Consider the following 24,977-nt stretch of genomic DNA (forward strand, 5'->3'; position numbering starts at 1 on the left):
CCGCCGTCAGTGGCTCAGGGTCTGCCGGGCCTTGCGGCAGGCGTCCTCGCAGGTCCGGCAGGCTTCGGCGCAGATGCGGCAATGCTGGTGCATGCCGGCGTGGCGCTCGCACTCCTCGGCGCACAGGCGGCAGGCGGTGGCGCAGGCGTCGAGCATGGCGCGGATCACCGCCTCGTTGGAGCCGCTGCGCCGGGTGGCGACGGAGCCGGTCGCCGTGCAGACGTCGGCGCAATCCATGTTCAGGCGGATGCACTGGACCAGCTCGGCCACCTGATCCTCGCCCAGGCAGGCGTCGGCGCAGGTGGTGCAGGTCTGGGCACAATCGTAGCAGGCCTCGATGCAGCGGATGAGCGCGTCGTTGGTGTTGCCGCGGACCTGGGGGTGCGTGCTGATCATCGCGCGGGCGTGCATGGGCAAACTCCGAGGGACAGAGGTGGGGGTATGGGCGTCGGCGCCTCCTTCCGCCAACAGCGCCACGCCGCCATGGTTCGGAAAATCTCCGCCCTTTCCCTGGCCCCGCCCGCGCGCGCCGGTTTACAAGCGACCGGCACGGCTTGAAGGGAAACGCGGGTGTTCAACGAGACGGTCGGTCTGACGGCGCTGATCCTGGCCGTCGCCACGCTGTACGCCGCGGTCGGACAGGCCGGAGCCTCCGGCTACCTCGCCGTCATGGGCATCGTCGGGCTCGACCCGGCGACGATGAAGCCGACGGCGCTCGCCCTCAACCTCCTGGTGGCGGCCATCGGCACCGTGCGCTTCGCCCGCGCCGGGCTGTTCACGTGGCGGGCCTTCTACCCGTTCGGCGTGCTGGGGATGCCCTTCTCGTTCCTCGGCGGCACGATGCACCTGCCGCCCCGTCTCTACTACCCGCTGGTCGGGGCGATCCTCCTGCTGGCGGCGCTGGAACTGGCGCGTTCCACCTGGGCGACCCGCGGAACGCCCGAACGGGCGGACGCAACCACCCCGCCCTTCCTGCCGGCGCTCGCCGCCGGGGCCGCCGTGGGCTTCCTGTCCGGGATGACCGGCACCGGCGGCGGCATCTTCCTCGCGCCGCTGATCCTGCTCATGGGCTGGGTCGCGACGCGACGCGCCGCCGCCGTCTCGGCCGCCTACAACCTGCTGAACTCGGCGGCGGCGCTGGCCGGCACCTGGACGACCGCGACGACCCTGCCGGCGGCCCTGCCCTGGTGGCTGGCCGCCGCCGGGGTCGGCGGGGCGGTCGGCGCCTGGCTGGGCAGCCGCCATCTGCCGACCGCGGCGCTGCGCTATCTTTTGGCGGCGATCCTCGCTTTGTCCGGCCTCAAGATGCTCACGGCCTGACCCTCGACCCCTCCCACGCCCGCCGCTCCCAGACATGGGCGGGCAGACGACTCATCAGGCCGATGGGCAGCAAAAACAGGGCGACGTTGGTCCAGCACAAGGCGCGGCGTCCTTCCACCCGGCTTTGGGGTGCCTGCGCAGCCGCGCGCTCCATCCAGCCGCCGCTCGCCTCGCGATAGTCCGGCATAGCCTCCAGAACGCCGCCGGAGGTGTCGTGGGCCGGGCGGTTGTCGAACATGTCGCGGTCCATCCGGTGGGCCAGCATGCGGTCCGCCAGCGCCGGCGCCACCACATGCGGCAGGGCGGCGGAGCGTCCCGCGGCGCCGACGAACAGCTCCGGCCTAGGATTTTCGGCCAGGCGCAGGATGGCCTCGGCCACCTCCTCCGGCGGGCGCAGTGGGTTCATCGCCTTGACGGCGCGGCCGGTGTAGTTCGCCCCATGCTGCCACAGCGGCGTGTCGATGGGACCGGGCAGCACGGTGCAGACCTGGATGCCGGGATCCTCCACCAGCTCCTGCCGCAGCGTCTCGGAGAAGCCGCGCACCGCGAACTTGCTGGCGGCGTAGGCGGCGGCGTAGCGCTGCCCGACGAGGGAGGCCAGCGAGGCGACGTTGATGACGGTGCCCTCCCCCCGCTCCAGGAAGTGCGGCAGAACGGCCCGGCAGCCGTTGGCGGTGCCGAAGAAATTGGTGCGCATCACCTCCTCGAACACATCCTGCGGAGTCTCCTCGAAGCGCCCGAAGGCGATGACGCCCGCGTTGTTCACCCAGACGTCGATCCCGCCGAACACCTCGATGGCGCGCTCGGCCAGCCGGTTCATTTGCTCCTGGTCGCGCACGTCGGTGGGCACGACCATCGCCCGCCCCCCGGCCTCGATGCAGTCCTCCGCGACCTCGTGCAGGGCGGCGTGGCGCCGCGCCGCCAGGACCACCGCGGCGCCGTGGCGTGCGAATTCCAGGGCGGTCGCCCGGCCGATCCCGCTGGACGCCCCGGTGATGACCACCACCTTGTCGAAATGCCGACCGGCCATAAGCGTTGCTCCCGCATTGTTCGTTCGAATCCGTTTCCCTGGCTAACATCCCAGCCCGGCAAAGGTGCCCTGGGCCTCCGGACCGCCAAACTGTCCGGAACGCCAAATCTATGGGAACGGTGGAGACGGCGGCGGGAACCCGCTACAGTCGCGGCGTCCGGTGACGATGCAGAAGAAGAGGTTACGTCCGTGGCGGCCAAGGAACTCGACGTGAAGGGTCTGCACTGCCCGCTGCCCATCCTGCGGACGCGCGCCCTGCTGGACAAAATGGCCGAGGGGGAGGAGGTGATCGTCTATGCCACCGACCCGGCGTCGATCATCGACTTCAAGCATTTCTGCAACACGACCGACAACGTGCTGCTGGCGCACGAGACGCGCGGGGAGGTGTTCGTGTACCACATCCGCCGCGGCGCCGCTGCCGCCTGACGTTCCTCTCCATTCCTGAAGGAGTCCGCCCCATGCCGACCCTGCGCCCCGCGGTCCCGCCCCCGCTGCGTCCTGGTGCGGTGGTCCATGGCCCCGGCTCCATCGCCGTCGACGCGATGATCGACCGCTTCGTGATGGAGCTGAGGCGGCGCGGCTTCCGTGTCGGCGGCGTGATCCAGCGCAACACCGGCGCGCCCGGCGACTGCGCCGACCTGATGGAGCTGGTGGACGTCGCCACCGGCCAAGCTTACGACATCTCCCAGCATCTCGGCCGCGAATCGCAGTCCTGCCGCGTCGATCCCCAGGGGGTGGCCGAGGCCAGCCAGGCGCTGCGCCGCGCCATCGCGGAGCGCGCCGACCTGCTGGTGGTCAACAAGTTCGCCGGGCTGGAGGCGCATGGCGAGGGGCTGGCGGACGAGCTGCTGGCCGGCATCGCCGAGGGCATTCCGGTGCTGACCAGCGTCGGCAGCCGCTTCCTCAACGAATGGCAGAGCTTCACCGGCGGCTTCACCTCCCTGATCTCGCCGCACGAGGACGCGCTGTGGCGCTGGTGGGGAACGCACCGGCTCTACGACGACCTGCTGCACGGCGTGGAGGACGCCGAGGTCCACGCCATCACCATCGGCGCCAAATGGATCATGGTCGAGACGGACGGTGCCGGGGGACCCGGCATCGGCTTGGCCGCCCGCCCGCAGTCGGCGCCGCCGCCCGACCCGGCGCGCTGGGCCGGCGTCGGCCTCGCCGAACTGGCCGCCCACGCCGCCCGCTCCTGGGACCCGCAGGAAACCGCGGTCGGCATGGCCGCGCTGAACGCCCATTACAACCGGCCCGACCTGACCGGCTCCGCGGCCAACGGTCTCGACCTGTTCACTGGCATGGAGGGGCGCGTCGTCGTCTTCGGGGCCTTCCCGCAGATTGCCCGTCGCCTGCCCAACGCCCATGTGGTCGAAATGAACCCCAGCGACGGGGAGTATCCGGAAGCCGCCGGGGAATGGCTGCTGCCGGGGGCGGAGGGGGCGGCGATCACCGCCTCCACCCTGACCAACCGCACCCTGCCCCGCCTGCTGTCGGTGGCCGAGGGAACCCGCGTCGCGCTGGTCGGGCCGGGGACGCCGCTGACCCCGCGGCTGTTCCGCTACGGCGTCGCCGCGCTGGCCGGCTTCGTGGTGGAGGACCGCGACGCCGTGGCCGAGGCGATCCTGGCCGGGGGCTCGTCCCAGAGCTTCCACCGCCATGGCCGCTTCGTCACGCTGCACAACGAACAGAATTGAGAGGGATTGGAATGGACGAGAAGACCCGCACCGAGCTGGAAGCCGCCGCGTTCCGCGGTCTGGTCGCGCATCTCCAGAAGCGCACCGACGTGCAGAACATCGACCTGATGAATCTCGCCGGCTTCTGCCGCAACTGCCTGTCCAAATGGTACGCCGCCGCCGCCCGGGAGCGGAACGTGCCGCTGACCGACGAGGAGGCCCGCATCGCCGTCTACGGCATGCCCTATTCGGAATGGAAGGCGAAGCACCAGAAGGAAGCCACCGCCGAGCAGCAGAAGGCTTTCGAGGACACCAAGCCCCTGCACGCCGAGATCAGCGGCCACATGCCGAAGACGTAAGCGCCGCCGGCGCAACGCGGTGCCGCACCGCACACCGTCACTCCCCGGGAGCGCAGGCCCGATCCGATGGGCCGCGCGCCTCCGGGGAATGGCGTTCCGGCGCCGGTTGCGGGGCCGGCGTGAGTTCGGCGAATGGCGCTAACGGTTGCGGTTGTCCCGCACCGTGTATCCCTCGCCGAACGTTTTCTTCTCGATGCTCTGGACCTTCCGGCCCGCGTCGTCGCGCACGGTGAATCCGTCGCCGAACGTGTTCTTCTCGATGGTCTGGACCTTCCGGCCCGCGTCGTCGCGCACCGTGTAGCCGTTGCCGAACGTGTTCTTCTCGATGCTCTGGACCTTCCGGCCCGCGTCGTCGCGCACCGTGTAGCCGTTGCCGAACGTGTTCTTCTCAATTGTCTGGACCTTCCGGCCCGCGTCGTCGCGCACGATGTACCCGTCGCCGAACAGGTTCTTCTCAATGGTCTCGGCCGCCGCCGGAACGACGGCCCAAACCAGCAGGCTGCCCATAACCGAAACCACAACAGATCGCATGCCGGCATCTCCCGTTTCACGGCTGTTTCTCCAGCCACTCGATGAACAGGAACGGGTAGCGTTTTAATCCGAAAGTTCCGGCGCAGGGCTTCGGGTTTTTGACGAAAGCGGCCGCCGTCATGCGAGGCGGGGTTGTGCGACGCGACAGCCTGGAAACTCAGGCGAACAGGCCGGTGAAGGGCAGGAACTCCACCATGTCCCCGTCGCGGATCGTCGTGGCGTCCGCCGGCATGTCGACCAGCCCGTCGGCCTCGACCATCGAGGTCAGGACGCCGGAGCTGTCGCTGGGGAACTTGTGGGCGATCGGGCGGCCATCGGGTCCCGTCGCCAGACGGGCGCGCAGGAACTCGCGGCGGCCCGGCTTCTTCCTGAACTCGAAACCGGCGACGACGAGGCAGCGGGGGGCCGGCGCGCTCTCCGCCCCCGACAGGCGCAGCACCAGCGGGCGGCCCACCAGCATGAAGGTCACCATGGCCGACACCGGGTTGCCCGGCAGGCCGAGGAACGGCGTGGTCCCGATGCGCCCGAGCGCCAGCGGCTTGCCCGGCTTCAGCGCGAGCTTCCACAGATCGACCGAACCCAGCTCGCCGACCACCCTTTTGACATGGTCCTCTTCACCCACCGACGCGCCGCCGGAGGTGACGACGAGGTCGGCGGTCGCCGCGGCGTCGGCCAGGGCGGCGCGGGTCACGTCCGGCTTGTCCGGCAGGATGCCGAGGTCGCGCACATCCGCCCCGAGCGCGTCGAGCTGGGCGGCCAGCGTGTAGCGGTTGGCGTCGTAGATCGCGCCCTCCGGCTTCTCCGTCCCCGGCTCGCGCAGCTCGTCGCCGGTGGAGAACAGGACGACGCGCAGACGCTTGCGCACCGACAGGCTCGACCGCCCGACCGCGGCGGCCAGACCGATCTCCTGGGCGCGCAGCCGCAGGCCGGGAGTCAGCACAACCGACCCGGCCGTCATGTCCTCCCCGGCGTCGCGGATGTTGGCGCCGCGCTTCAGGCCGGCGGGCACCAGCACCGCGCCGTCCTCGGCCCGGCAGTCCTCCTGCATGGCGACGGTGTCCACCCCCGCCGGGATCGGCGCGCCGGTGAAGATGCGCACCACCTCGCCCGGTCCGACCGTTCCGGGAAAGACGGACCCGGCGGGCACGCGCCCGACCACGGCCAGCCGCAGAACCTCGCCGTCCGCCCCCACGGCGTCCGCCTTGCCGTATCCCCAGCCGTCCATCGCCGAGACGGCGACCGGCGGCACGTTGACCGTCGCCGTCACCGGTTCCGCCAGGATGCGGCCGAGCGCGGCGCGCAGCGGCACCTCCTCCGGCTCCGTCACCGCGCCGTAGGCACGCTGCACACGGGCCAGCGCCTCGTCCAGCGGCAGGGGGGCGGAGGGGGCGGGAGCGGCGAAGCAGTCCATGCGACAATCCTTCTCCATTGGGCCACCCGCAAGGGGGGCGGCATCGCGTCGTATCACCCCGGATAGTCCGGTGGGCGGCCGCGTTCGACCTTGATCATCGTCAAGACGCGGCGCCGCGCAAGCGTCCGTTCGTGGACGCACCATTGCGGTTTAACATCACCGCGGCGAATGCGCGGGATGATTGTTGGCTGCACGTATTAATTTTCGCAGCGCTGCGTTTTCCGTCTTGCGCATTTGGATCGATCCAAATAGGCTCCCCCAAACATCCGGCACCGGAGGCATCGCCACGGCGACCGGACGATGAAAGGCCGACAACGAGAATCCCGCACAAGGGACCGTTCACCGAACGCGCGCAGCGGTTCGGATGCGGCCGGCCCGGATGCGGAGGGAAAGCCCGTGAACTACACCTTCGATTTCAAGGCGGTCATCGATTCCTGGGACTATCTGCTCCAGGGTGCCTGGCTGACCGTGCAATTGTCGATCGGCGCCATGGTTCTCGGCCTGATCGTCGCGATTCTCTGCGCGCTGGGCAAGACGTCCGGGCCGAAGCCGGTCCGCTGGGTGATCAACGCCTACATCGAGGTGGTGCGCAACACACCCTTCCTGGTGCAGATCTTCCTGATCTTCTTCGGCCTGCCGACCATGGGCATCCGCCTGTCGCCCGACCTCGCCGCGCTGATCGCCATGGTGGTCAATGTCGGCGCCTACGCGACGGAGATCATCCGGGCCGGCATCGAATCGATCCAAAAAGGCCAGATCGAAGCCGGGCTGGCGCTGGGGCTGAAGCCGTTGCAGGTCTTCCGCTACATCGTCATCAAGCCGGCGCTGCGCACCGTCTACCCCGCGCTGACCAGCCAGTTCATCCTGCTGATGCTCAGCTCCAGCGTGGTCTCGGCGATCTCGGCGGACGAGCTGACCTCGGTCGCCAACAACATCCAGTCGCAGACCTTCCGCAGCTTCGAAATCTACATCGTGGTCACCGGCATATACCTGGCGCTGGCGATGATGTTCTCCGCGCTGTTCGCCGGCATCTACAAGCTGGCCTTCGCCTACGACACCGACCGGCGCTGAGGGAGGGCCGAACCATGATCCGCGCCTTCAGTTACAACGAATTCCTCTTCCTCGTCAGCGCCATGCAGTGGACGCTGGCGCTGTCGGCCATCGCCTTCGTCGGCGGGGCCACGGTCGGGCTGGTCATCGCGCTGGCCCGCACCTCGGACATCAAGGCGGTGCGGCTGGCCGCCACCGGCTACATCCAGCTGTTCCAGGGCACGCCGCTGCTGATGCAGCTCTTCCTGGTGTTCTTCGGCGCCACGGTGCTGGGCCTCGACCTCAACCCCTGGGCCGCCGCGGCGCTGGGCCTGACGCTGAACGCCAGCGCCTTCCTCGGCGAGATCTGGCGCGGCTGCATCCAGGCGGTGCCGCGCGGCCAGTGGGAGGCCGCCTCGGCGCTCGGCCTGCGCTATCCGGGGCTGATGCGCTACGTGATCCTGCCGCAGGCGGTGAAGGTCGCGGTGCCGCCGACCGTGGGCTTCCTGGTGCAGCTCATCAAGAGCACGTCGCTGGCCGCCATCATCGGCTTCACCGAGCTGACCCGCGCCGGGCAGATCGTCAACAACGCCACCTTCCAGCCCTTCCTGGTGTTCGGGATCGTGGCGGTTCTCTACTTCCTGATGTGCTGGCCGCTGTCGCTGCTCAGCGCCCGTCTGGAGCGGCGCTACGCCCTGGCCACCCGCTGATCGTCTCCTTTCATAAGAACCGTGAGGAAACCCCAATGACCCTGTCGATCACCCGCCGCCTCGCCGTCGCCGGCGCCATGATGGCCGCCGCCACCGTTGGCGCCGTCGCCCTGGCCAGTCCGGCCGCCGCCCAGTCCGTCGACGAGATCAAGTCGAAGGGCAAGCTGACCATCGGCATGCTGGTGGACTTCCCGCCCTTCGGCATCACCACCGCCGACGGCAAGCCGGACGGCTACGACGCCGACGTCGCCAATCTGCTGGGCAAGCACATGGGCGTCCCGGTGGAGATCGTTCCGGTCACCGGCCCGAACCGCATCCCCTATCTACTGACCAACAAGGTCGACCTGCTGGTCGCCTCGCTGGGCATCACCCCGGCCCGCGCCGAGCAGGTGCAGTTCTCCGAGCCCTACGCCGCCATCGAGATCGGTCTGGTCGCCCCGGCCAACACCAAGATCAAGGAGGCCGCGGAGCTGTCGGGCAAGCGCATCGGCGTCGCCCGCGCCAGCACCCAGGACAACGCCCTGACCGCTGTCGCCCCGAAGGACGCGCGCATCATGCGCTTCGACGACGACGCCAGCGCCGTGCAGGCCATGCTGTCCGGTCAGGTGGACGCTCTGGGCCTCAGCAACGTGGTCACCAAGGAGATCAAGAAGCTGGCCCCGCAGGCCAACTACGAGATGAAATTCGTGCTGAACCGTCAGGTCCAGGGCATCGCCATGCGCAAGGGCCAGGACGCCCTGCTGAAGTGGGTCAACGAGTTCATCGAGACCGCGAAGGCGAACGGTGAGCTGAACGAGGTCCACAAGAAGTGGCTCGGCACCGACCTGCCCCCGCTGACCAAGTCGTAACGTCCCACAAACCCTCTCCCCTCTGGGGAGAGGGTCCCGCAAAGCGGGCGGGTGAGGGGGATGAGCTTTTGCCGGACGCTCCGACAGGCGCATCCCCCTCACCCTCCCCTCTTCCCAGAGGGGAGAGGGTTTAAATAGATTAGGAGGAGTCCCCCATGGCCTCGGCTTACGATACCACGGACGTCCCCGCGCCGCGGCCGGTCAGCGGCGAGGTCGTCATCCGGATGGCCGGCGTCCAGAAATGGTACGACAGCTTCCATGTGCTGAAGGACATCGAGCTGGAGGTCCACAAGGGCGAGCGGATCGTCATCTGCGGCCCCTCGGGCTCCGGCAAGTCCACGCTGATCCGCTGCATCAACCAGCTTGAGAAGCATCAGAAGGGCACGATCACCGTCAACGGCGTCACGATCGACGCCCACCACCGCCACCTCGATCAGGTGCGGCGCGACGTCGGGATGGTGTTCCAGCAGTTCAACCTGTTCCCCCACCTGACCGTGGTCGAGAACTGCATGCTGGCGCCCATGCGGGTGCGCGGCACCTCCAAGCAGGAGGCGCGCGACATCGCCATGAAGTATCTGGCCCGCGTGCGCATCCCGGAGCAGGCGGACAAATATCCCGGCCAGCTCTCCGGCGGGCAGCAGCAGCGCGTCGCCATCGCGCGGTCGCTGTGCATGAACCCCAAGGTCATGCTGTTCGACGAGCCGACATCCGCCCTCGACCCCGAGATGGTCAAGGAGGTTCTCGACACCATGATCGGGCTGGCCGAGGACGGCATGACCATGCTGTGCGTCACCCACGAGATGGGCTTCGCCAAGTCGGTCGCCGACCGCGTCATCTTCATGGACCGCGGCGAGATCGTCGAGCAGGCCACCCCCGCCGAGTTCTTCACGAACCCGAAGTCCGAGCGGACCCGCAACTTCCTCGGCCAGATCCTCACCCACTGAGCCCACCCCACGAAGGACGCTTTTGATGAAGCCGGAGATCCTCCTCGTCGAATCCATGATGCCGGACATCGAGGCGGCGCTGGACGCGGGCTACACCGTCCACCGCCTCGCCGGGGCGCCCGACCGCGACCGGCTGGTCGCCGAGGTGGGGCCGCGAGTCCGCGCCGTCGTCACCGGCGGCGGCACGGGCGTCAGCAACGCGGTCATGGACGCCTGCGCCAACCTGGGGATCGTCGCGATCAACGGCGTCGGCACCGACGCGGTGGACCTGAAGCACGCGGCCAGCCGCGGCGTCCGCGTCACCAACACGCCCGACGTGCTGACCGACGACGTGGCCGATCTCGCCATCGGGCTGATGATCGCCGGGTCGCGCCGCATGATGGTCGGCGACCGCTTCGTGCGCGCCGGGCGCTGGCCGGGCGGCGGCCTGCCGCTGGCCCGCAAGGTGACCGGCAAGCGGCTGGGCATCCTGGGGCTGGGCCGCATCGGGATGGCCATCGCCCAGCGCGCCGCCGGCTTCGGCATGGACATCGCCTACACCAACCGCAAGCCGCGCGCCGACGTGTCCTACCGCTTCGTCGCCTCACCGGTCGATCTGGCGCGGGAGAGCGACATCCTGATCGTCGCCGCCTCGGCCGGGCCGGACGCCCGCAACATGGTCAACCGCGCGGTGATCGAAGCGCTGGGGCCGGACGGGCTGCTGGTCAACGTCGCCCGCGGCGCCGTGGTGGACGAGCCGGAACTGGTCGCCGCCCTGGCCGAGGGGCGTCTCGGCGGGGCCGCGCTGGACGTCTTCGCCAACGAGCCGCACGCGCCGGAGGCCCTGTTCGGCCTGGACAATGTCGTGCTTCAGCCGCATCAGGCGAGCGCCACGGTGGAGACGCGCATGGCCATGGGCAATCTGGTGCTGGCGAACCTGTCCGCCTTCTTCGCCGGCCAGCCGCTGCCGACCGCCGTTGTCTGAATGGCGGCGTGAATGACCATCCTCGACGAGCGCGGCGGACCGGCCCGCATCACCCTGACGGAGGTGGCGCACCACGCCGGGGTGTCGCGGTCCACCGTCTCGCTCGTCCTGCGCGGCAGCCCGCTGGTCGCCGCCGAGACGCGGGAGCGCGTGCAGGCCGCCATCGAAGCCTTGGGCTATGTCTACAACCGCGGCGCCGCGACCCTGCGCGCCGCCCGCACCGACACGGTCGGGCTGCTCGTCTGCGAGATCAACAACTCTTTCTATGGCGAGCTGACCGCCGGGGTGGATGACGTCCTGGGTGAACAGGGGGTCGTCGCCTTCCTCGCCAACACCGCGGAGTCGGGGGAGCGGCAGGACCGCTACCTCCAGCGCATGCGCGAACAGAATGTGGACGGGGTGATCATCTGCCCCGCCGCCGGCACGTCGCCGGCGCTGCTGGACCGGCTGCGCCAGTGGCAGCTTCCCGTCGTCCAGGCGCTGCGCTTCCTCTCCGCCCGCGAAGGCGATTACGCCGGGGTGGATTACGAGTTCGGCATGGAGATGGTGACCGAGCATCTGCTGCGGATCGGCCATCGCCGCATCGCCTTCGTCGGCGGCAACCTGTCCCACTCCGCCTTCGCCGGACGCCGCGTCGGCTTCACCGCGGCGCTGCGCCGCCACGGCCTGACCCCGGACCTCGTCGTGCGCTGCCCGGCCACCCGCCGCGGCGGGCTGGATGCGGTGGGGCCGCTGATGGACCTTGCCGACCCGCCCACCGCGATGCTTTGTTACAACGATCTGGTCGCGTTCGGCGTGATGCTGGGGCTGGAGGCCCGCGGTCTCAGGGCCGGGCGCGACGTCGCCGTGACAGGGTTCGACGATATGGCCGAAGCGGCGATGAGCCGTCCCGCCCTCACCACCGTCGCAACCTCCGCCCGCCAGATCGGGCAGGAGGCCGCCCGCCTGCTGCTGCGCCGCATCGCCGACCCGCAGGGCGCACCGGAGCGCGTGATCCTGCCCGCCCGGCTGGTCGTCCGCGAGTCCTGCGGCGCCATGAGAGCCCAACCCGACAAGCACCAATAACCGAAGAAAAGCGAAGGCCCGAAGACGATGCCCGATGAGATGAACAACGCCGCATTCAACGATTCCGTCGACGCCCTGATCCAGGCGCGGAAAAGCCGCGACTGGCTGTCCGCCCTGCCCACCCGCCCCACTAGCGAAGCCGACGCCTACGCCATCCAGGACGCCGTGGCCCGCCGCCTCGGTCCGGTCGTCGCTTGGAAGGTCGGCGCCCGCACGCCGGAGTCCGAGCCGTTCCGCGCGCCCATCCACGCCGACACGCTGTTCTTCGACACCACGGTGCTTCCCGCGGCGGACTATCAGGTCATCGGCATGGAGGCAGAGATCGCCTACAAATTCGCCAAGGACCTGCCGCCCCGCGCCGAGCCCTACAGCCGCGAGGAGGTCCTCGACGCCGTCGAGTCCGTCCATCCCGCCTTCGAGATCGTCGACACGCGCTTCGCCGGCTTCGGCTCGCAGGAGTGGTTCAGCCACATGGCCGACCAGTTCAACCACGGTGCCCTGGTCGTCGGCCCGGCCATCGCCGACTGGCGCTCGCTGGAGCCGCTGAAGGAGCGGGTCGCCCTGGTCGTCGATGGCGAGACGAAGGCCGACACGGTCGCTGGCAATTCCGCGGGCGAGCCGGTGCGGCTTCTGGTGTGGATGGCCAACACCGGCGCGGTCAGCCTGGGCGGCCTCAAGGCCGGCGACGTGGTGACCACCGGCTCGCACGTCGGCACCGTCATGGTCCCGGCGGGCAGCACGTCGGTCGCCGTGTACGGGACGATGGGGACGTATGAGCTGACGGTGAAGTGATCGAGTTCCCCTTGGCCACACAAGGGTAGTCGCCTCTGGCCTTTATAGCCCTCTCCCCCTGGGGAGAGGGTGGCCCGGAGGGCCGGTGAGGGGGTTACGCATGGCGGTACGTCCGGCACACGCACAACCCCCTCACCCTAACCCTCTCCCCGGAGGGGAGAGGGAACCTGCAATAGGATCGCCCCTCACCCGAACACCGACGCCCCGGCTTCCGCGCTGCCGACCGCCCGGCGGAACACACCGAACAGCTCCCGCCCGCAGCCGACACCCGCATCGGCCGGCGCGTCCGCCAGCGGGCGGGCGGTCCATTCCGCGTCGTCGACCAGAACCTCAAGCGTGCCGTGCTCGGTGTCCAACCGCAGCATGTCGCCATCCCGCACCCGGCCCAGCGGCCCGCCCGCCGCGGCCTCCGGCGTGACGTGGATCGCCGCCGGCACCTTGCCCGACGCCCCCGACATCCGCCCGTCCGTGACCAGCGCCACCCGGTAGCCGATATCCTGAAGCACGCCCAGCGGCGGCGTCAGCTTGTGCAGTTCCGGCATGCCGTTGGCCTTCGGCCCCTGGAAGCGCACGACCACCACCACGTCGCGGTGCAACTCGCCGCGGCGGAACGCCGCCTGCACCGACTCCTGGTCGGTGAAGACGCGGGCTGGCGCCTCAATGACACGATGGTCCGGCTTCACGGCGGAGACCTTCACCACCGCGCGGCCCAGCGGCCCGCTCAGCACGCGCAGCCCGCCCTCCGCCGCCATGGGCGACGCGACCGCCGCCAGCACGGCGGGGTCGGCGCTCTCCCGAACCGCCGCGCCGCGCACCAGTTCGCCCCCCTCCAGCCGCAGCGGACGGCAATAGGCGGCGATGGTGTCATTCTCCCAAACGGTGGCGGCGTCGCCGTGCAGAAGCCCAGCGTCGGCCAGTTCCCCGATCAGGAAGGCCATGCCGCCCGCCGCCTCGAAATGGTTCACGTCGGCGCTGCCGTTCGGGTAAACGCGGGCGAGCAGCGGCACCACCGCCGACAGCTCGGCGAAATCCTCCCAGGTCAAGGCGATCCCCGCCGCCGCCGCGATGGCCGGCAGATGCAGCGTGTGGTTGGTCGAGCCGCCCGTCGCCAGCAGCCCGACCACGGCGTTGACGATGGCGCGCTCGTCGACGATCTCGCCGATGGGCGTGCGCAGAGCGACCACCCGCCGCGCCGCCGCGTCGGTCAGCGCGTCGCGCAGCGCCGTGCCGGGGTTCGCGAAGCTCGCCCCTGGCAGGTGCAGCCCCATCATCTCGACCAGCATCTGGTTCGAGTTGGCGGTGCCGTAGAAGGTGCAGGTGCCCGGCGCGTGGTAGGACGCGGCCTCGGCCTCCAGCAGCGCGTCCTTGTCCAGCTTGCCTTCCGCGTAAAGCTGGCGGATGCGCCCCTTCTCCTTGTTGGGCAGGCCGGAAGGCATCGGGCCGGCGGGCACAAAGACGGTGGGCAGATGGCCGAAGGACAGCGCGCCGATCAGCAGCCCCGGAACGATCTTGTCGCAGACGCCGAGGCACAGCACCCCGTCGAAGGTGCCGTGCGACAGGGCGACCGCCGTCCCCATGGCAATGACCTCGCGCGAGAACAGCGACAGCTCCATCCCCGGCTCGCCCTGGGTGACGCCGTCGCACATGGCCGGCACGCCGCCCGCCACCTGGGCCACGCCGCCCGCCGCGCGCACCGCCGCCTTGAGACGCTCCGGGTAGTCGCCGTAGGGCTGATGGGCGGACAGCATGTCGTTGTAGGAGGTGACGATGCCGATGGCCGGGGTCGAGCCGCCACGCAGCGCCGCTTTGTCCTCCGCGGCGGTGCAGCCGGCGAAGCCGTGCGCCCGGTTGGCGCAGCCCAGCGCCAGACGGCGCGGCCCCTGCGCCGCCGCGGCGCGCAGCCGCTCCAGATAGGCGGTGCGGGTGGGCTGGCTGCGCTCCCGGATGCGGCGGGTGACGGCGTCGAGGACGGGATGAAGACTCATCATGGCGCGGTCCTTCCAGACGGCGGATTGTTCAGGCGGCGCGAGCGATCCGGGAGGACACGCGGGCGGCGATCTCCGCCGGGCTGGCGTCGATGTCGCAGACGATGCCGAGTTCTCCGGCCTCCAGCGGCTCCAGAGCGGCGAACTGGCTGTCGAGCAGGGTGGTCGGCATGAAATGGCCGGCGCGCAGCGCCATGCGGGCGTGGATGGTGTCCCGGCTGCCGTCGAGATGAACGAACAGGACGCGCGTCCCGCCGGCGCTCAGCCGCTCGCGGTAGCGCCGCTTCAGCGCGGAGCAGGACACGACGACCGGCGCCTTCGCCTCCTTCGCCAGGACGATGTGGGCGGCGATGGTGTCCAGCCAGCCCCAGCGGTCCTCGTCCTGGAGCGGGATGCCCGCGGACATCTTCGCGATGTTCTCCGGCGGGTGGAAACCGTCGCCTTCCAGGAACTGCCAGCCGAGCCGCCGGGCCAACTCCTCCCCCACCGAGGTCTTGCCGCAGCCCGCCACGCCCATCACCACGATCGCATCCACGGCCCCGCTTATGTTAGCGGTAACATCAGGAGACGGAAGAGCGCTCATGCCGGTCGGTCCTCGAATCAAAATGGCTGGGGAGAGATGCGCATGTTACCGCTAACAAATGAGGCTTGTAAAGCCCAATCCGGCGCGGGATAATGGCCGCCGCACAATTGGAACGCTGATGGCCGCCACCCCCCGCAAACCCCGATCCTCGCGCAGCGGACGCGCCACAATGGCCGACGTCGCCGCCGCCGCCGGGGTCAGCGCCATGACCGTGTCCCGCGCCCTGCGCCGGCCCGACACGGTCAGCGAGGAGGTGCGCGCCCGCGTCGAGGAGGCGAGCCGCCGCCTGGGCTTCGTGCCCAGCCGCGTGGCCTCGGCGCTGGCCTCGGCGCGGACGATGACAGTGGCGGTGCTGATCCCCTCCCTGACCAACGCCGTCTTCATCGACCTGCTGGCCGGCGTGCAGGAGACGCTGAGCCCGCAGGGCTACCAGCCGCTGGTCGGCATCACCGGCTACGGCGCGGAGGCGGAGGAGCGCGTCCTGCGCACGCAGCTCGCCCACGATCCGGACGGGGTGATCCTGAGCGGGCTCGACCACACGCCGGGCACCTGGGACCTGCTGCGCAGCCTCACGATCCCGGTCGTCCACACCATGGATCTGATCGCCGAAGGCGAGCACGACGATTGTCCGGTGCAGACGGTCGGCTTCTCGCAGTTCGATGCCGGCTACGCCGTCGGCGCGCATCTGGCCGCGCGCGGGCGGCGGCGGATCGGGTTGATCGCCGGGCAGCTCGACCCGCGGACGCGCCAGCGCTGCGACGGCTGGCGGCAGGCGCTGCACGACGCCGGACGGCACGACCCCGCCTTGGAGCTGATGGTGCCAGACCCCACCTCCGTCGCGCTGGGCGCGGAGCTGCTGGAACGCACGCTGGCCACCCACCCCGACACCGACGCGCTGTTCCTGTGCAACGACGATCTGGCGCAGGGCGCGCTGTTCCAATGCGCGCGGCTCGGCATTCCGGTGCCGGAGCGGCTGGCCGTCGCCGGCTTCAACGATCTGGCCGGGGCGGCCTGGACCGTCCCGCCGCTGACCACCATCGCCACCCCCCGCCGCGCCATCGGCGTGGAGGCGGCCCGCCTGCTGATCGCGGGCATGGCGGAACGGACGCCGAAAAGCCGGGAAAATCCGCGCCGCGTGGATCTGGGCTTTCGCCTGATGGTCCGCGAGACCACTTGAGAGACCGCAACCGACCCCCGCGCCGCGGGGTTGTCATTAAAGAGAATGTACGGGAGTTCGTTGTGATGGTGCAGGGCAACTCGACCAGGACCGGGGCGGAAACCACCGCCGTCGGCTCGGCCGACATCGCCGTCCTCGGCCTGGGTGTGATGGGGCGCAACCTCGCCGCCAATCTGGCCGACCACGGGGCCGTGGTGGCGGGCTACGACCTGGACGAGGGGCGCCGCGGCGCCTTCGCCGCCCAGGTGGGCAACGCCGTCCCCTGCGCGTCGGTGGAGGAACTGCTGGGCGCGCTCAAGGCGCCGCGCACGATCCTGATGATGGTGCCCGCCGGCGCCCCGGTGGACGAGCTGACGGCCGCCCTGCTGCCCCGCCTGTCGCCGGGCGACGTGCTGATCGATGGCGGCAACTCCCACTTCCGCGACACCAACCGCCGCGCGGCACTCGCCGCCGCGGCGGGCGTGCGCTTCGTCGGGCTGGGCGTGTCGGGCGGCGAGGAAGGGGCGCGCCGCGGCCCGGCCCTGATGGCCGGCGGCGACGCCGAGGCGCTGGCCCCCGTCGCCCCGCTGCTGGCCGCCATCGCCGCCCGCGCCCCGGACGGCGAGTCCTGCTTCGCCCGCGTCGGGCCGGAGGGGGCGGGTCATTTCGTGAAGATGATCCACAACGGCATCGAATACGCCGACATGCAGTTGATCGCCGAGGCGTATCATCTTCTGCGCGAGATCGGCGGCTGCTCCTACGAGCGTCTGGCGGACATCTTCGCGGAGTGGAACGGCGGCGAGTTGGCCTCCTACCTGATGGAGATCACCACCGACATCCTGCGGACGAAGGACGGCGAGACCGGTGCTCCGATCCTTGAGGTCATCCGCGACGCCGCCGGCCAGAAGGGCACCGGCCATTGGGCGGCGACCACCGCGCTGGAGCTGGGCATGCCCGCCCCGACCATCGCCGAGGCGGTGCACGCCCGCTGCCTGTCCGCCCTGAAGGACGAGCGTGTGCGCGCCGCCGAGGCGCTGGCCATCCCGCACGTTCCCTCCACGGAGGATCTGGTCGCATCGGTCGGCGACGCGCTGCTCAGCGGGAGGATCGCCGTCTACGCCCAGGGCTTCGCGGTGATCGCGGCGGGCAGCCGGCAATTCGGCTGGGACGTCGATCTGGCGGCGGTGGCGCGCATCTGGCGCGGCGGCTGCATCATCCGCGCCCGCCTGCTCGACCGCATCCTGACCGCGCTGAACCGCGCTCCGGAACTGCCGAACCTGATGCTGGACCCCGACATCGCCGGCCTGATGACCCGCGGCGACGCCGGCTTCCGCCGCGTGGTGGCCGCCGCGACGCTGGCCGCGGTGCCGGTTCCGGCGATGGCCTCGGCGCTGTCCTACTGGGACGGCTACCGCAGCGGCCGGCTGTGGGCCAACATGATCCAGGCCCAGCGCGACTATTTCGGCGCCCACGGCTACGAGCGCACCGACCGTCCGGGCATGGTGCACACGGAGTGGAAGGTGGGGTGACACCCCGCACGGGCCCCCACCCTAACCCTCCCCCGCTGAGCGGGGGAGGGAATTAAGCTCCCTCCCCTGCGATAGCGGGGGAGGGCTGGGGTGGGGGCCCGACTCGCCCACTCACCCCTTCGGAAACACCGGCGCCCGCTTCTCGAAGAAGGCGGTCACGCCCTCCCCGGCCTCGTCGTTGAACAGCGATTCCACGAAGGCGTCGCGCTCGCGGTCGAGTTGGTCGGCCAGCCCGCCATAGGCGACTTCCAGCAGCCCCTTGGCGCGGCCCAGCGCGGCGGTCGGGCCGGCGGCCAGCCGCTCCGCCCAGGCGGTCGCCTCGGCCAGCGCACCGCCCGGGGCGGTCAGCCGGTTGATCATGCCAAGCTGCGCCAGACGCGGCGCCCCGACGCGCCCGCCCTCGAACAGGATCTCCGCGGCGAGCTGCGGCGGCAGCGCGCGGGCCAGCGACGCCGTGCCGCCGCCGTCGGAGGTCAGCGCGACCTTGATGTAGGACAGGGTGAACACCGCGTCCTCCGCCGCGACGATCAGGTCGCAGGCCAGCGCCAGCGGAAAGCCCGCCCCGCCCGCCGGTCCCTCGACCGCGGCGATCACCGGCTTGGGGCAGGCGCGCAGGCTGCGGATCATGGCGTGGAAGCTCTCCACCCCCACCCGCACCGACTCGCGGTCGCCGTTGCGCGCCTCCTTCAGCCATTTCAGATTGCCGCCGGAGCAGAAGGCCCCCTCGGCGCCGGTCAGCACCACCGCTCCGACGCTCGTGTCCACCGCCGCCGCGTCGAAGGCGGCGCGGGCCGCCTCCATCAGCGCCGGGCCGATGGAGTTGCGGGTGGCCGGGTCGTTGATGGTCAGGCGCAGGACACGGCCGTCCTGCGCGATGTCCAAACCAGTCTTCTTATCGTTCGTGTCGGTCATCGGGGCGTTCCCTCCGGATTTTCGCTTCCCGGAGCATACTTGAACATTCCCTCGGCGGACGCCAGCAGCGCGCCATCCTCCTTGCGCCGCACCTCGCCCCGGCAACCGACGATCTTGCGTCCGCCGCCCAGCAGCGTGCCGCGCGCCACCACCGTGCCCTCTGCCACCGCGCCCAGGAAGCTGGAGGACAGCGACAACGTGACCACCCGGCGCGAATGGCCGGGCACCGTGCAATGGGTCGCCGCGAACCCCATGACGGTGTCGAGCAGGGTCATCAGCGCGCCGCCGTGCAGGACGCCGCCCCGGTTGCGGTGCTGCGGAGCGATGGTCAGCTCCACCTCCGCCACGCCTTCCCCCCAGCGCACCAGCGTGTAGCCGAGCAGGGTCTGGAAGCCGGAGGCCGGTTCCCCCTTCATCAAGTCGTCCATAAAAGCGCTCTCCAACCCGTCTTCTTGGTTCTGGAGCGCCAGTGTCGCACAGAATCGCCGCACAGATGGGCGTGTCAGTGCCGCCGCGCCGCCTTCAAAAAGCGCTCGCGGTCGCTGGAGCCGACGCGCATGTCGAAGACGTCGCCCTCCCGCTCCATGGTCAGCGGCACGTCGACCCCGGCCGGGCCGAGATTCCACAGGGCGCGGTAGAAGTCGGCCAGCGAGCCCACCGGCTGCCCGGCCACCGCGCGCACCACGTCGCCGGCCCGCAGTTCCGCCCGCTGCGCCGGCCCGTCGCCGGCCAGACCGACCAGCACCACCCGCTCCCGCTCGTCCTGCGTGGCGTAGAGGCCGAGCCAGGGGCGCGGCGGGTCGCTGACCTTCCCGCGGGTCATCAGGTCGTCCAGGATCGGTTTCAGCAGGTCGATCGGCACGTTCATGTTCAGCGGCAGGACACGCTCCTCCGGCGCCCGGTACTGGAGCTGGAGCGAGCCGATGCCCAGCAACTCGCCCCCCGCCCCCAGCATCGCCGTGCCGCCCCAGTTGGGATGGGCCGGCAGGGTGAACAGGGCGTCGTCGATCATGTACTCCCAGTAGCCGGCGAACTCCTGGCGGGCGACCACCCGCGCGGTGATGGACCGCTCGCGCCCGCCGGCCCCGGCCACCACCACCGGGTCGCCCAACTGCACATGGCGCGACGAGCCGAGCATCAGCGCCGGCACGCCCAGCGGCGACAGCGCCTGCACCAGCCCGAATCCGCTGGTGTGGTCGTAGGCGACGACATGGGCCTGCACCGCCCGCCCGTCGTTGGTGGTCAGCCAGACTTCCTCGGCCTCCGCGATCAGATAGCCGATGGTCAGGACCAGCCCGTCCTCGCGGATGACGGCGCCCTGCCCGGCGCGCTCCGTGCCCAGAACGCCGGCGGTGTAGGCGTCTTCAGGAACGCTGGCCCGCAGCCCGACCACGGCGGACAGCGCCCGGTCCAGATCATAGGCCAGATCATCCGGGTCGGGCTGGTACTGCGGCGGAATCCGCCAGTCGTCGGACGGGTTCATCGGCGGCTCCTTTGCGCAGGGGACGGTGTGATCCTCTCCCCTTTCGGCGTGATTCTCTATGACGTTATTTGGGCTCCGTGGCCTTATTTGGGAAGTCGAACGCGCCTGCTAAGCCCGGCGTTCCTACCCCCCTCCTCCGCGCGTGAAACCAGCGAGCCGCAGCGATGTTGTTCGGGATCGCTTCACCATGGCGACCAACCGAGGGAGGACATGATGGGCCTGTTCGATTTCTTCCGCCGCGATCACGGCGAAAAGGTCGGTGCCGCGGACAACCCGACCGCCGACGAACTGAAATCCCACCTGACGCAGGTCGGCCTGCCGACCAACGGGCTGGACATCCAGGTCGCCGACGACACGGTGACCGTGCGCGGCAGCGCCGCCTCCCAGGAGGAGAAGGAGAAGATCGCGGTGGCGCTCGGCAACGTGAAGGGCGTGTCGCGGGTGGACGACCAGACCGCCGTCATCGCCAAGGACCAGAGCGCCGGCGGCCCGGACCAGCCGACCGTGCCGCCGACCGAGCAGCCGGCCAGCCAGACGCAGTTCCACACGGTGGAGAAGGGCGACACCCTGTCCGCCATCGCCAAGAAGGTCTATGGCGACCCCAACCGCTACAACGCCATCTTCGAGGCGAACAAGCCGATGCTGAAGGACCCGAACAAGATCTATCCCGGTCAGGTTCTGCGCATCCCGCCGCAGTAAGGGTACGCCATTCCGCGGCGGGAGGCTCCCGCCGCGGAATCGGTCCGCAAAGGTGCAGATCGCGCCGGACTCTCCCGTCATTCCGACCGATCTCGAATTGCTCCGCCCAAGCCGCTCCGGCAGGCTCCCCGCCACGAACCGGCAAGGAGGAGCAGGCCATGAAGATCATCGGATACCCGGACGACCTCATTCCGCGCGTCGCGTCGGCCAGCCTGGGGACGTACCGGACCCGGCAGGAATGCGCGGATCTGCTGGCTGGGATGGCCGACGCGGAGAAGGCGTTCGGCTCGATCACGTGGCACAAGGTGATGCTGCTCGCCCTCACCAAGCCGGAGCCGTTGGACGAGGACACCATCCACGTCTACGAGAGCGAGGTGGACAACGCCATCGCCCGCGTGTTCCGCAAGATGAAGATGCTCAACACGCTGGCCGCCGCAGCCTCCAAGGATCTCGGTGCCCTGGCGAAGGCGAATCCGAAGGACGCGGTGGCGAAGAAGGCTCTTGCCGCCACCAAGGCGGTGCCGGGCGTCACAGCCAAGCTGGTGAAGGTCCTTGAGGACGCCATCGACAAGGACCGCAAGGACATCAAGGCCCGCTTGGCGAAGGACGAGGCGACCCATGAAAAGCAGCGCAAGGCGGCTGCAAAGGCGGCGCAGCAAACCAATGGCGGCCAATTCGTGAACCCCTTCGAAGGCAAGGACATCGACGACATCCTGAAAAGCAGCAAGCTGACGCTTCTGCTGCACGCCTATGCCAAGACGGAGAAAACCGACGAGAACGTCGAGTTCCTGTCGATCACGCGCAAGGGCGTCGACCAGCGGGCCGCGCTGAAGCTCTACAACCTGTTCATCGACCCGAACGGCGCGAAAAGCCTGAACATCACGGGCCAGCAGCGCACCGATTTCTCCAATGGGATCGGCAACGGTGCCTATGTGGGCGTCCTGAAGGACATCCAGACCCATATTCGGATCGTCGTCAGTGGGAACACTCTGACGCGCGCGCAGGCACTCGATGAGCCCGCTCTGCGCAAGCTCGGCTACAAGTGAGGCCAACCGGCGCTGCCCCTTGGGTGACCTTCCTTCAAAGGGCCTCTTTCAGGCGGCGCCGGGCCGCCAGCGGGTCAGCCGCGCCGCCAGCCGGTCGAAGCCGGCGTCCAGCACCACCGCCAGGGCGGCCACGATCACCGCGCCCTGGATGACGTAGGCGGGGTTGGAGCCGTTCAGCCCGACGATGATCGGCAGGCCCAGCGTCTTCGCCCCGACCGTGGAGGCGATGGCCGCCGTGCCGAGATTGACGACCGCCGCCGTCCGCACCCCGGCCAGGATCACCGGGGCGGCCAGCGGCAGCTCCACCCGCCACAGCATGGCACCCGGCCCCATGCCCATGCCGCGCGCCGCCTCGCGCACCGGTTCCGGCACCGATTCCAGGCCGGCCACGGTGTTCTCCACGATGGGCAGCAGCCCATAGAGCGTCAGCGCGATCAGCGCCGGGGCCGGACCGAAGCCGAGGACAGGGACGGAGACGGCCAGCACCGCCACCGGCGGGAAGGTCTGGCCCATCGCCGCCACCGCGTCGAGGATGCCGCGGAACTCCCGGCCGAAGGGCCGGGTCACCGCGATGCCCGCCGCCCCGCCCAGCAGAACCGCGAGCAGGCTCGCCCCGCCGGCCAGGGCGAGATGGTCCAGCGTCAGGGCCAGGAAACCGTCCGCCTCGTACAAGGGCCGGTCGAGCGCCGGGAAGGCCGCGGCGAACAGCGGCTTCAGCGCCGGCATCCCCAAAACCAGCGCCGCCAGGACAAGCAGCCCGAGCGCCAGCCGGTCGGTCAGCAGACTCCGCAGGCGGCTCACGGCCGGTCCGGCCCGCGCAGCAGGTCGGCGAGATGGAGCGTGCCCGCCAAGCGTCCCTGCCCGTCCGCCACGGGAAGCCGGTCGGTGCCGCGCGCCACCATCGCGGCCAGCGCCTGACGCAGCGACGCCCCCGCCGCCAGGGGATCGCCCGGCGCCGTTTCGCCGGGGCGCAGCCGCTCCGCCACCGTCTCCACGGCCAGCCGCTTCAGCCCCCAATCCTCGCGCCCCACCAGATCGCGCACCCGGTCGTCGGCGGGATCGGTCAGGATGTCGAGCGGCGTGCCGGTCTGCACCAGCCGCCCGCGGTCCAGCACGGCGATCCGGCTGGCCAGCGCCAGCGCCTCGTCCATGTCGTGGGTGACGAAGACGATGGTGGTCCCGGTCGCCTTGTGGATCGTCGCCATCTCCGCCTGCAAGGCGCCGCGGGTGATCGGGTCGAGCGCGCTGAACGGCTCGTCCATCAGCAGGATGTGCGGCTCCGCCGCCAGCGCGCGGGCGACGCCGACGCGCTGCTGCTGACCGCCGGACAGCTCGTGCGGATAGGCGCCGCGGTAGCGCTCAGGGTCGAGATTCAGCAGGGTCAGCAGTTCCGTCACCCGGTCGCGCACCCGCGCCCTGGGCCAGCCGAGCAGGTCCGGCACGGCGGCGATGTTGCGCTCCACCGTCCAGTGCGGAAACAGCCCGATGTTCTGGATCACGTAACCCATGCGGCGGCGCAGCGTTTCCGGCTTCAGGCGGGCGATGTCCTCGCCCTCCACCCGGATGGTCCCGGCGTCGGGGGCGATCAGCCGGTTCATCATCCGCAGCACCGTGGATTTGCCGGAGCCGGACGGGCCGATCAGCACGCGGAACTCCCCGGCCGCCACGGTCAGGGACAGGTCGTCCACAGCGGTCCAGGCGCCGAACCGCTTGGTCACTCCTTCAAAGGCGATCACGCCGCCGTCCTCCCGAGTCTCGACAGCGCCAGCGCCGAGGCCAGCTTCAGCGCCGCATCGGCGGCGACGGCCAGCAGGATCACCGGCACCGCCCCCAGCAGCACGAGGTCCAGCGCGTTGGCGAACAGCCCCTGGAACATGATCGCCCCCAGCCCTCCGGCGCCGATCAGCGCCGCCACCGCGGCCAGCCCGACCGCCTGGACCAGGGTAATGCGCAGCCCGGCCAGGAACACCGGCAGGGCCAGCGGCGCCTCGACCCGCCAGAAGATCTGGCGCGGCGTCATGCCGATGCCGCGCGCCGCCTCCCGCACCGGCTCCGGCACGCCGGCCAGCCCGGCGGCGGTGTTGCGCGCGATGGGCAGCAGCGAATAGAGCGTCAGGGCGATCACCGCCGGCACCGGCCCCACCCCGCCGATCCCCAGCCCCGGAAAAGCGGCGGCCAGCGCCGACAGCGGGGCCAGCAGCAGCCCGAACAGAGCAATGGACGGAATCGTCTGCACCACGTTCAGCACCGGAAAGACCAGCCGCCCCACGGCGGGGGAGCGCTGCGCGGCGATGCCCAGCGGCACGCCGATCAGCAGGGTCGGCACCAGGGCCGCCGCGACCAGCGCGGCGTGGCGCAGCACGGCCCCGGCGAAGACGTCCCGCTGGTTGGCGTATTCCTTCATGATCGAGAGCTGGTCGAGATGCCCGGCGGCGAACTGCCCGCCGATCAGCGCCGCCACCAACACCCCCACGGCGACCCGTCCGGCGACACCCAGCCCCAGCCGCCTCACCCCGTCGAGCACGGCGAGAAGCGCCGCCGCCTCCATCACCCAGAAGCCCGCCCCGAGGGAGGTCCGCGCCGCCGGACTGGCCGTCGCGGCGAGCAAGGCGGCGTGCTGCCCGGCCAGCCAGACCAGCCCCGCCGCCGTCAGCACGCCCGCTCCGACATAGAGGGCATTCACCGCCCGGCCCTGCCGCAGGAACGGCACGGCCAGCAGCAGGGCGACCGGCAGCAGTGCCGCCCCGCTCCACCCGGCGCCCGCCACCGCGCTCAGCGCGATGGCCTTTCCCGACAGCAGCCGGTTGGGCGCGAAGCCAAGGAACGGCAGAGCCAGAGCCGCCGCCACGGTCATGGCGGCAAGCAGCAGGGCGACACGGTTGTGGATCGGACGGACGCCGGTCAT

Annotated in this window: 27 protein-coding genes; 15 read left to right on the forward strand and 12 right to left on the reverse strand. The window is 70.4% G+C overall.

What is annotated here, in order from left to right; translation table 11 throughout:
* Positions 1-6: 6 nt before the first annotated feature.
* Entirely contained in the window at positions 7-411 is a 405-nt protein-coding gene (locus ABAZ39_RS18795; protein WP_040134350.1) for a four-helix bundle copper-binding protein, read from the reverse strand.
* A gap of 159 nt (positions 412-570) precedes the next feature.
* Here ABAZ39_RS18795 and ABAZ39_RS18800 point away from each other — a divergent pair, with 159 nt between their 5' ends.
* Positions 571-1,320, forward strand: coding sequence for a sulfite exporter TauE/SafE family protein (locus ABAZ39_RS18800; protein ID WP_040134351.1), 750 nt, complete (start codon positions 571-573; stop codon positions 1,318-1,320).
* On the opposite strand, the gene ABAZ39_RS18805 is transcribed toward ABAZ39_RS18800, so the two are convergent.
* Entirely contained in the window at positions 1,310-2,350 is a 1,041-nt protein-coding gene (locus ABAZ39_RS18805; RefSeq protein ID WP_040134352.1) for an SDR family oxidoreductase, read from the reverse strand. The genes ABAZ39_RS18800 and ABAZ39_RS18805 overlap by 11 nt on opposite strands.
* Before the next feature lie 189 nt (positions 2,351-2,539).
* Here ABAZ39_RS18805 and ABAZ39_RS18810 point away from each other — a divergent pair, with 189 nt between their 5' ends.
* From ABAZ39_RS18810 to ABAZ39_RS18820, 3 genes are read left to right on the forward strand one after another with little or no spacing between them, the layout of a single operon-like run.
* The gene (locus ABAZ39_RS18810; protein WP_040134353.1) at positions 2,540-2,776 is read left to right on the forward strand and encodes a sulfurtransferase TusA family protein; all 237 of its coding nucleotides are present in this window, start codon (positions 2,540-2,542) and stop codon (positions 2,774-2,776) included.
* Between the two features lie 32 nt (positions 2,777-2,808).
* Positions 2,809-4,047 (forward strand): DUF2478 domain-containing protein, encoded by a 1,239-nt coding sequence (locus ABAZ39_RS18815; RefSeq protein ID WP_040134354.1) that lies wholly within the window; start codon positions 2,809-2,811, stop codon positions 4,045-4,047.
* An 11-nt stretch (positions 4,048-4,058) separates the two neighbouring features.
* Positions 4,059-4,385, forward strand: coding sequence for a DUF1244 domain-containing protein (locus ABAZ39_RS18820; RefSeq protein ID WP_040134355.1), 327 nt, complete (start codon positions 4,059-4,061; stop codon positions 4,383-4,385).
* 138 nt (positions 4,386-4,523) lie between these two features.
* Here the strand turns inward: ABAZ39_RS18820 and ABAZ39_RS18825 are convergent, their stop codons facing one another.
* Positions 4,524-4,892, reverse strand: a complete 369-nt coding sequence (locus tag ABAZ39_RS18825) for a hypothetical protein (RefSeq protein ID WP_051658251.1) — start codon at positions 4,890-4,892, stop codon at positions 4,524-4,526.
* 181 nt (positions 4,893-5,073) lie between these two features.
* Positions 5,074-6,327 (reverse strand): molybdopterin molybdotransferase MoeA, encoded by a 1,254-nt coding sequence (locus ABAZ39_RS18830; RefSeq protein WP_040134357.1) that lies wholly within the window; start codon positions 6,325-6,327, stop codon positions 5,074-5,076.
* Between the two features lie 396 nt (positions 6,328-6,723).
* Here ABAZ39_RS18830 and ABAZ39_RS18835 point away from each other — a divergent pair, with 396 nt between their 5' ends.
* From ABAZ39_RS18835 to ABAZ39_RS18865, 7 genes are all read left to right on the forward strand, one after another.
* The gene (locus tag ABAZ39_RS18835; protein WP_040134358.1) at positions 6,724-7,398 is read left to right on the forward strand and encodes an amino acid ABC transporter permease; all 675 of its coding nucleotides are present in this window, start codon (positions 6,724-6,726) and stop codon (positions 7,396-7,398) included.
* A gap of 14 nt (positions 7,399-7,412) precedes the next feature.
* The gene (locus ABAZ39_RS18840; protein WP_144243596.1) at positions 7,413-8,066 is read left to right on the forward strand and encodes an amino acid ABC transporter permease; all 654 of its coding nucleotides are present in this window, start codon (positions 7,413-7,415) and stop codon (positions 8,064-8,066) included.
* A gap of 35 nt (positions 8,067-8,101) precedes the next feature.
* Positions 8,102-8,914, forward strand: a complete 813-nt coding sequence (locus tag ABAZ39_RS18845; RefSeq protein ID WP_040134359.1) for a transporter substrate-binding domain-containing protein — start codon at positions 8,102-8,104, stop codon at positions 8,912-8,914.
* 155 nt (positions 8,915-9,069) lie between these two features.
* Complete coding sequence (locus tag ABAZ39_RS18850; RefSeq protein WP_014197340.1) at positions 9,070-9,858, forward strand: amino acid ABC transporter ATP-binding protein; 789 nt, start codon at positions 9,070-9,072, stop codon at positions 9,856-9,858.
* Between the two features lie 25 nt (positions 9,859-9,883).
* The gene (locus tag ABAZ39_RS18855; RefSeq protein WP_040134360.1) at positions 9,884-10,822 is read left to right on the forward strand and encodes a 2-hydroxyacid dehydrogenase; all 939 of its coding nucleotides are present in this window, start codon (positions 9,884-9,886) and stop codon (positions 10,820-10,822) included.
* Between the two features lie 12 nt (positions 10,823-10,834).
* A complete protein-coding gene (locus tag ABAZ39_RS18860) occupies positions 10,835-11,887 on the forward strand; it encodes a LacI family DNA-binding transcriptional regulator (protein WP_040134361.1) in 1,053 nt (350 codons plus the stop codon).
* 39 nt (positions 11,888-11,926) lie between these two features.
* Positions 11,927-12,679, forward strand: a complete 753-nt coding sequence (locus ABAZ39_RS18865) for a 2-keto-4-pentenoate hydratase (protein WP_247874950.1) — start codon at positions 11,927-11,929, stop codon at positions 12,677-12,679.
* Between the two features lie 185 nt (positions 12,680-12,864).
* Here ABAZ39_RS18865 and edd read toward each other — a convergent pair whose 3' ends face one another.
* The gene (edd, locus tag ABAZ39_RS18870; protein ID WP_040135554.1) at positions 12,865-14,664 is read right to left on the reverse strand and encodes a phosphogluconate dehydratase; all 1,800 of its coding nucleotides are present in this window, start codon (positions 14,662-14,664) and stop codon (positions 12,865-12,867) included.
* 31 nt (positions 14,665-14,695) lie between these two features.
* Positions 14,696-15,247, reverse strand: coding sequence for a gluconokinase (locus tag ABAZ39_RS18875; RefSeq protein ID WP_051658252.1), 552 nt, complete (start codon positions 15,245-15,247; stop codon positions 14,696-14,698).
* Between the two features lie 118 nt (positions 15,248-15,365).
* Here ABAZ39_RS18875 and gntR point away from each other — a divergent pair, with 118 nt between their 5' ends.
* Together gntR and gnd are read left to right on the forward strand one after the other, a co-directional pair.
* The gene (gene gntR / locus ABAZ39_RS18880) at positions 15,366-16,424 is read left to right on the forward strand and encodes an HTH-type transcriptional regulator GntR (RefSeq protein WP_505436644.1); all 1,059 of its coding nucleotides are present in this window, start codon (positions 15,366-15,368) and stop codon (positions 16,422-16,424) included.
* 65 nt (positions 16,425-16,489) lie between these two features.
* Positions 16,490-17,932: an NADP-dependent phosphogluconate dehydrogenase gene (gene gnd / locus ABAZ39_RS18885; protein WP_051658253.1), complete on the forward strand. Its 1,443-nt coding sequence runs from the start codon at positions 16,490-16,492 to the stop codon at positions 17,930-17,932.
* Between the two features lie 111 nt (positions 17,933-18,043).
* On the opposite strand, the gene ABAZ39_RS18890 is transcribed toward gnd, so the two are convergent.
* From ABAZ39_RS18890 to ABAZ39_RS18900, 3 genes are all read right to left on the reverse strand, one after another.
* Entirely contained in the window at positions 18,044-18,844 is an 801-nt protein-coding gene (locus tag ABAZ39_RS18890) for an oxepin-CoA hydrolase, alternative type (protein ID WP_040134365.1), read from the reverse strand.
* Complete coding sequence (locus tag ABAZ39_RS18895) at positions 18,841-19,272, reverse strand: PaaI family thioesterase (RefSeq protein WP_040134366.1); 432 nt, start codon at positions 19,270-19,272, stop codon at positions 18,841-18,843. Before ABAZ39_RS18895 ends, ABAZ39_RS18890 begins: the two co-directional genes overlap by 4 nt.
* A 74-nt stretch (positions 19,273-19,346) precedes the next feature.
* Positions 19,347-20,327, reverse strand: coding sequence for a S1C family serine protease (locus tag ABAZ39_RS18900; protein WP_014197350.1), 981 nt, complete (start codon positions 20,325-20,327; stop codon positions 19,347-19,349).
* Positions 20,328-20,540: 213 nt separating this feature from the next.
* On the opposite strand from ABAZ39_RS18900, the gene lysM reads away from it, so the two are divergent.
* Both lysM and ABAZ39_RS18910 read left to right on the forward strand, forming a co-directional pair.
* The gene (gene lysM / locus ABAZ39_RS18905) at positions 20,541-21,026 is read left to right on the forward strand and encodes a peptidoglycan-binding protein LysM (protein ID WP_014197351.1); all 486 of its coding nucleotides are present in this window, start codon (positions 20,541-20,543) and stop codon (positions 21,024-21,026) included.
* A 158-nt stretch (positions 21,027-21,184) separates the two neighbouring features.
* The gene (locus tag ABAZ39_RS18910; RefSeq protein WP_040134367.1) at positions 21,185-22,072 is read left to right on the forward strand and encodes a regulator of G-protein signaling domain-containing protein; all 888 of its coding nucleotides are present in this window, start codon (positions 21,185-21,187) and stop codon (positions 22,070-22,072) included.
* A gap of 48 nt (positions 22,073-22,120) precedes the next feature.
* Here the strand turns inward: ABAZ39_RS18910 and ABAZ39_RS18915 are convergent, their stop codons facing one another.
* From ABAZ39_RS18915 to ABAZ39_RS18925, 3 genes are read right to left on the reverse strand one after another with little or no spacing between them, the layout of a single operon-like run.
* Positions 22,121-22,873: an ABC transporter permease gene (locus ABAZ39_RS18915; RefSeq protein ID WP_040134368.1), complete on the reverse strand. Its 753-nt coding sequence runs from the start codon at positions 22,871-22,873 to the stop codon at positions 22,121-22,123.
* Positions 22,870-23,808, reverse strand: coding sequence for an ABC transporter ATP-binding protein (locus tag ABAZ39_RS18920; protein WP_040134369.1), 939 nt, complete (start codon positions 23,806-23,808; stop codon positions 22,870-22,872). The genes ABAZ39_RS18915 and ABAZ39_RS18920 overlap by 4 nt, the downstream gene beginning before the upstream one ends.
* Positions 23,805-24,977 (reverse strand): ABC transporter permease, encoded by a 1,173-nt coding sequence (locus ABAZ39_RS18925; RefSeq protein ID WP_040134370.1) that lies wholly within the window; start codon positions 24,975-24,977, stop codon positions 23,805-23,807. Before ABAZ39_RS18925 ends, ABAZ39_RS18920 begins: the two co-directional genes overlap by 4 nt.

Origin of the sequence: Azospirillum argentinense (assembly GCF_000632475.1) — a bacterium.
GTDB classification, from domain to species: domain Bacteria; phylum Pseudomonadota; class Alphaproteobacteria; order Azospirillales; family Azospirillaceae; genus Azospirillum; species Azospirillum baldaniorum.

Bases quoted from the DNA above. Each gene is read 5' to 3' on its own strand.
- ABAZ39_RS18795 (WP_040134350.1), bottom strand. From the start codon at position 411: ATGCACGCCCGCGCGATGATCAGCACGCACCCCCAGGTCCGCGGCAAC.
- ABAZ39_RS18845 (WP_040134359.1), top strand. From the start codon at position 8,102: ATGACCCTGTCGATCACCCGCCGCCTCGCCGTCGCCGGCGCCATGATG.
- ABAZ39_RS18900 (WP_014197350.1), bottom strand. From the start codon at position 20,327: ATGAACCCGTCCGACGACTGGCGGATTCCGCCGCAGTACCAGCCCGAC.
- ABAZ39_RS18830 (WP_040134357.1), bottom strand. From the start codon at position 6,327: ATGGACTGCTTCGCCGCTCCCGCCCCCTCCGCCCCCCTGCCGCTGGAC.
- lysM (WP_014197351.1), top strand. From the start codon at position 20,541: ATGGGCCTGTTCGATTTCTTCCGCCGCGATCACGGCGAAAAGGTCGGT.
- ABAZ39_RS18860 (WP_040134361.1), top strand. From the start codon at position 10,835: ATGACCATCCTCGACGAGCGCGGCGGACCGGCCCGCATCACCCTGACG.
- ABAZ39_RS18840 (WP_144243596.1), top strand. From the start codon at position 7,413: ATGATCCGCGCCTTCAGTTACAACGAATTCCTCTTCCTCGTCAGCGCC.
- ABAZ39_RS18850 (WP_014197340.1), top strand. From the start codon at position 9,070: ATGGCCTCGGCTTACGATACCACGGACGTCCCCGCGCCGCGGCCGGTC.
- ABAZ39_RS18815 (WP_040134354.1), top strand. From the start codon at position 2,809: ATGCCGACCCTGCGCCCCGCGGTCCCGCCCCCGCTGCGTCCTGGTGCG.
- edd (WP_040135554.1), bottom strand. From the start codon at position 14,664: ATGAGTCTTCATCCCGTCCTCGACGCCGTCACCCGCCGCATCCGGGAG.
- ABAZ39_RS18910 (WP_040134367.1), top strand. From the start codon at position 21,185: ATGAAGATCATCGGATACCCGGACGACCTCATTCCGCGCGTCGCGTCG.
- ABAZ39_RS18825 (WP_051658251.1), bottom strand. From the start codon at position 4,892: ATGGGCAGCCTGCTGGTTTGGGCCGTCGTTCCGGCGGCGGCCGAGACC.
- gntR (WP_505436644.1), top strand. From the start codon at position 15,366: ATGGCCGCCACCCCCCGCAAACCCCGATCCTCGCGCAGCGGACGCGCC.
- ABAZ39_RS18895 (WP_040134366.1), bottom strand. From the start codon at position 19,272: ATGGACGACTTGATGAAGGGGGAACCGGCCTCCGGCTTCCAGACCCTG.
- ABAZ39_RS18925 (WP_040134370.1), bottom strand. From the start codon at position 24,977: ATGACCGGCGTCCGTCCGATCCACAACCGTGTCGCCCTGCTGCTTGCC.
- ABAZ39_RS18805 (WP_040134352.1), bottom strand. From the start codon at position 2,350: ATGGCCGGTCGGCATTTCGACAAGGTGGTGGTCATCACCGGGGCGTCC.
- ABAZ39_RS18890 (WP_040134365.1), bottom strand. From the start codon at position 18,844: ATGACCGACACGAACGATAAGAAGACTGGTTTGGACATCGCGCAGGAC.
- gnd (WP_051658253.1), top strand. From the start codon at position 16,490: ATGGTGCAGGGCAACTCGACCAGGACCGGGGCGGAAACCACCGCCGTC.
- ABAZ39_RS18875 (WP_051658252.1), bottom strand. From the start codon at position 15,247: ATGAGCGCTCTTCCGTCTCCTGATGTTACCGCTAACATAAGCGGGGCC.
- ABAZ39_RS18865 (WP_247874950.1), top strand. From the start codon at position 11,927: ATGAACAACGCCGCATTCAACGATTCCGTCGACGCCCTGATCCAGGCG.
- ABAZ39_RS18820 (WP_040134355.1), top strand. From the start codon at position 4,059: ATGGACGAGAAGACCCGCACCGAGCTGGAAGCCGCCGCGTTCCGCGGT.
- ABAZ39_RS18855 (WP_040134360.1), top strand. From the start codon at position 9,884: ATGAAGCCGGAGATCCTCCTCGTCGAATCCATGATGCCGGACATCGAG.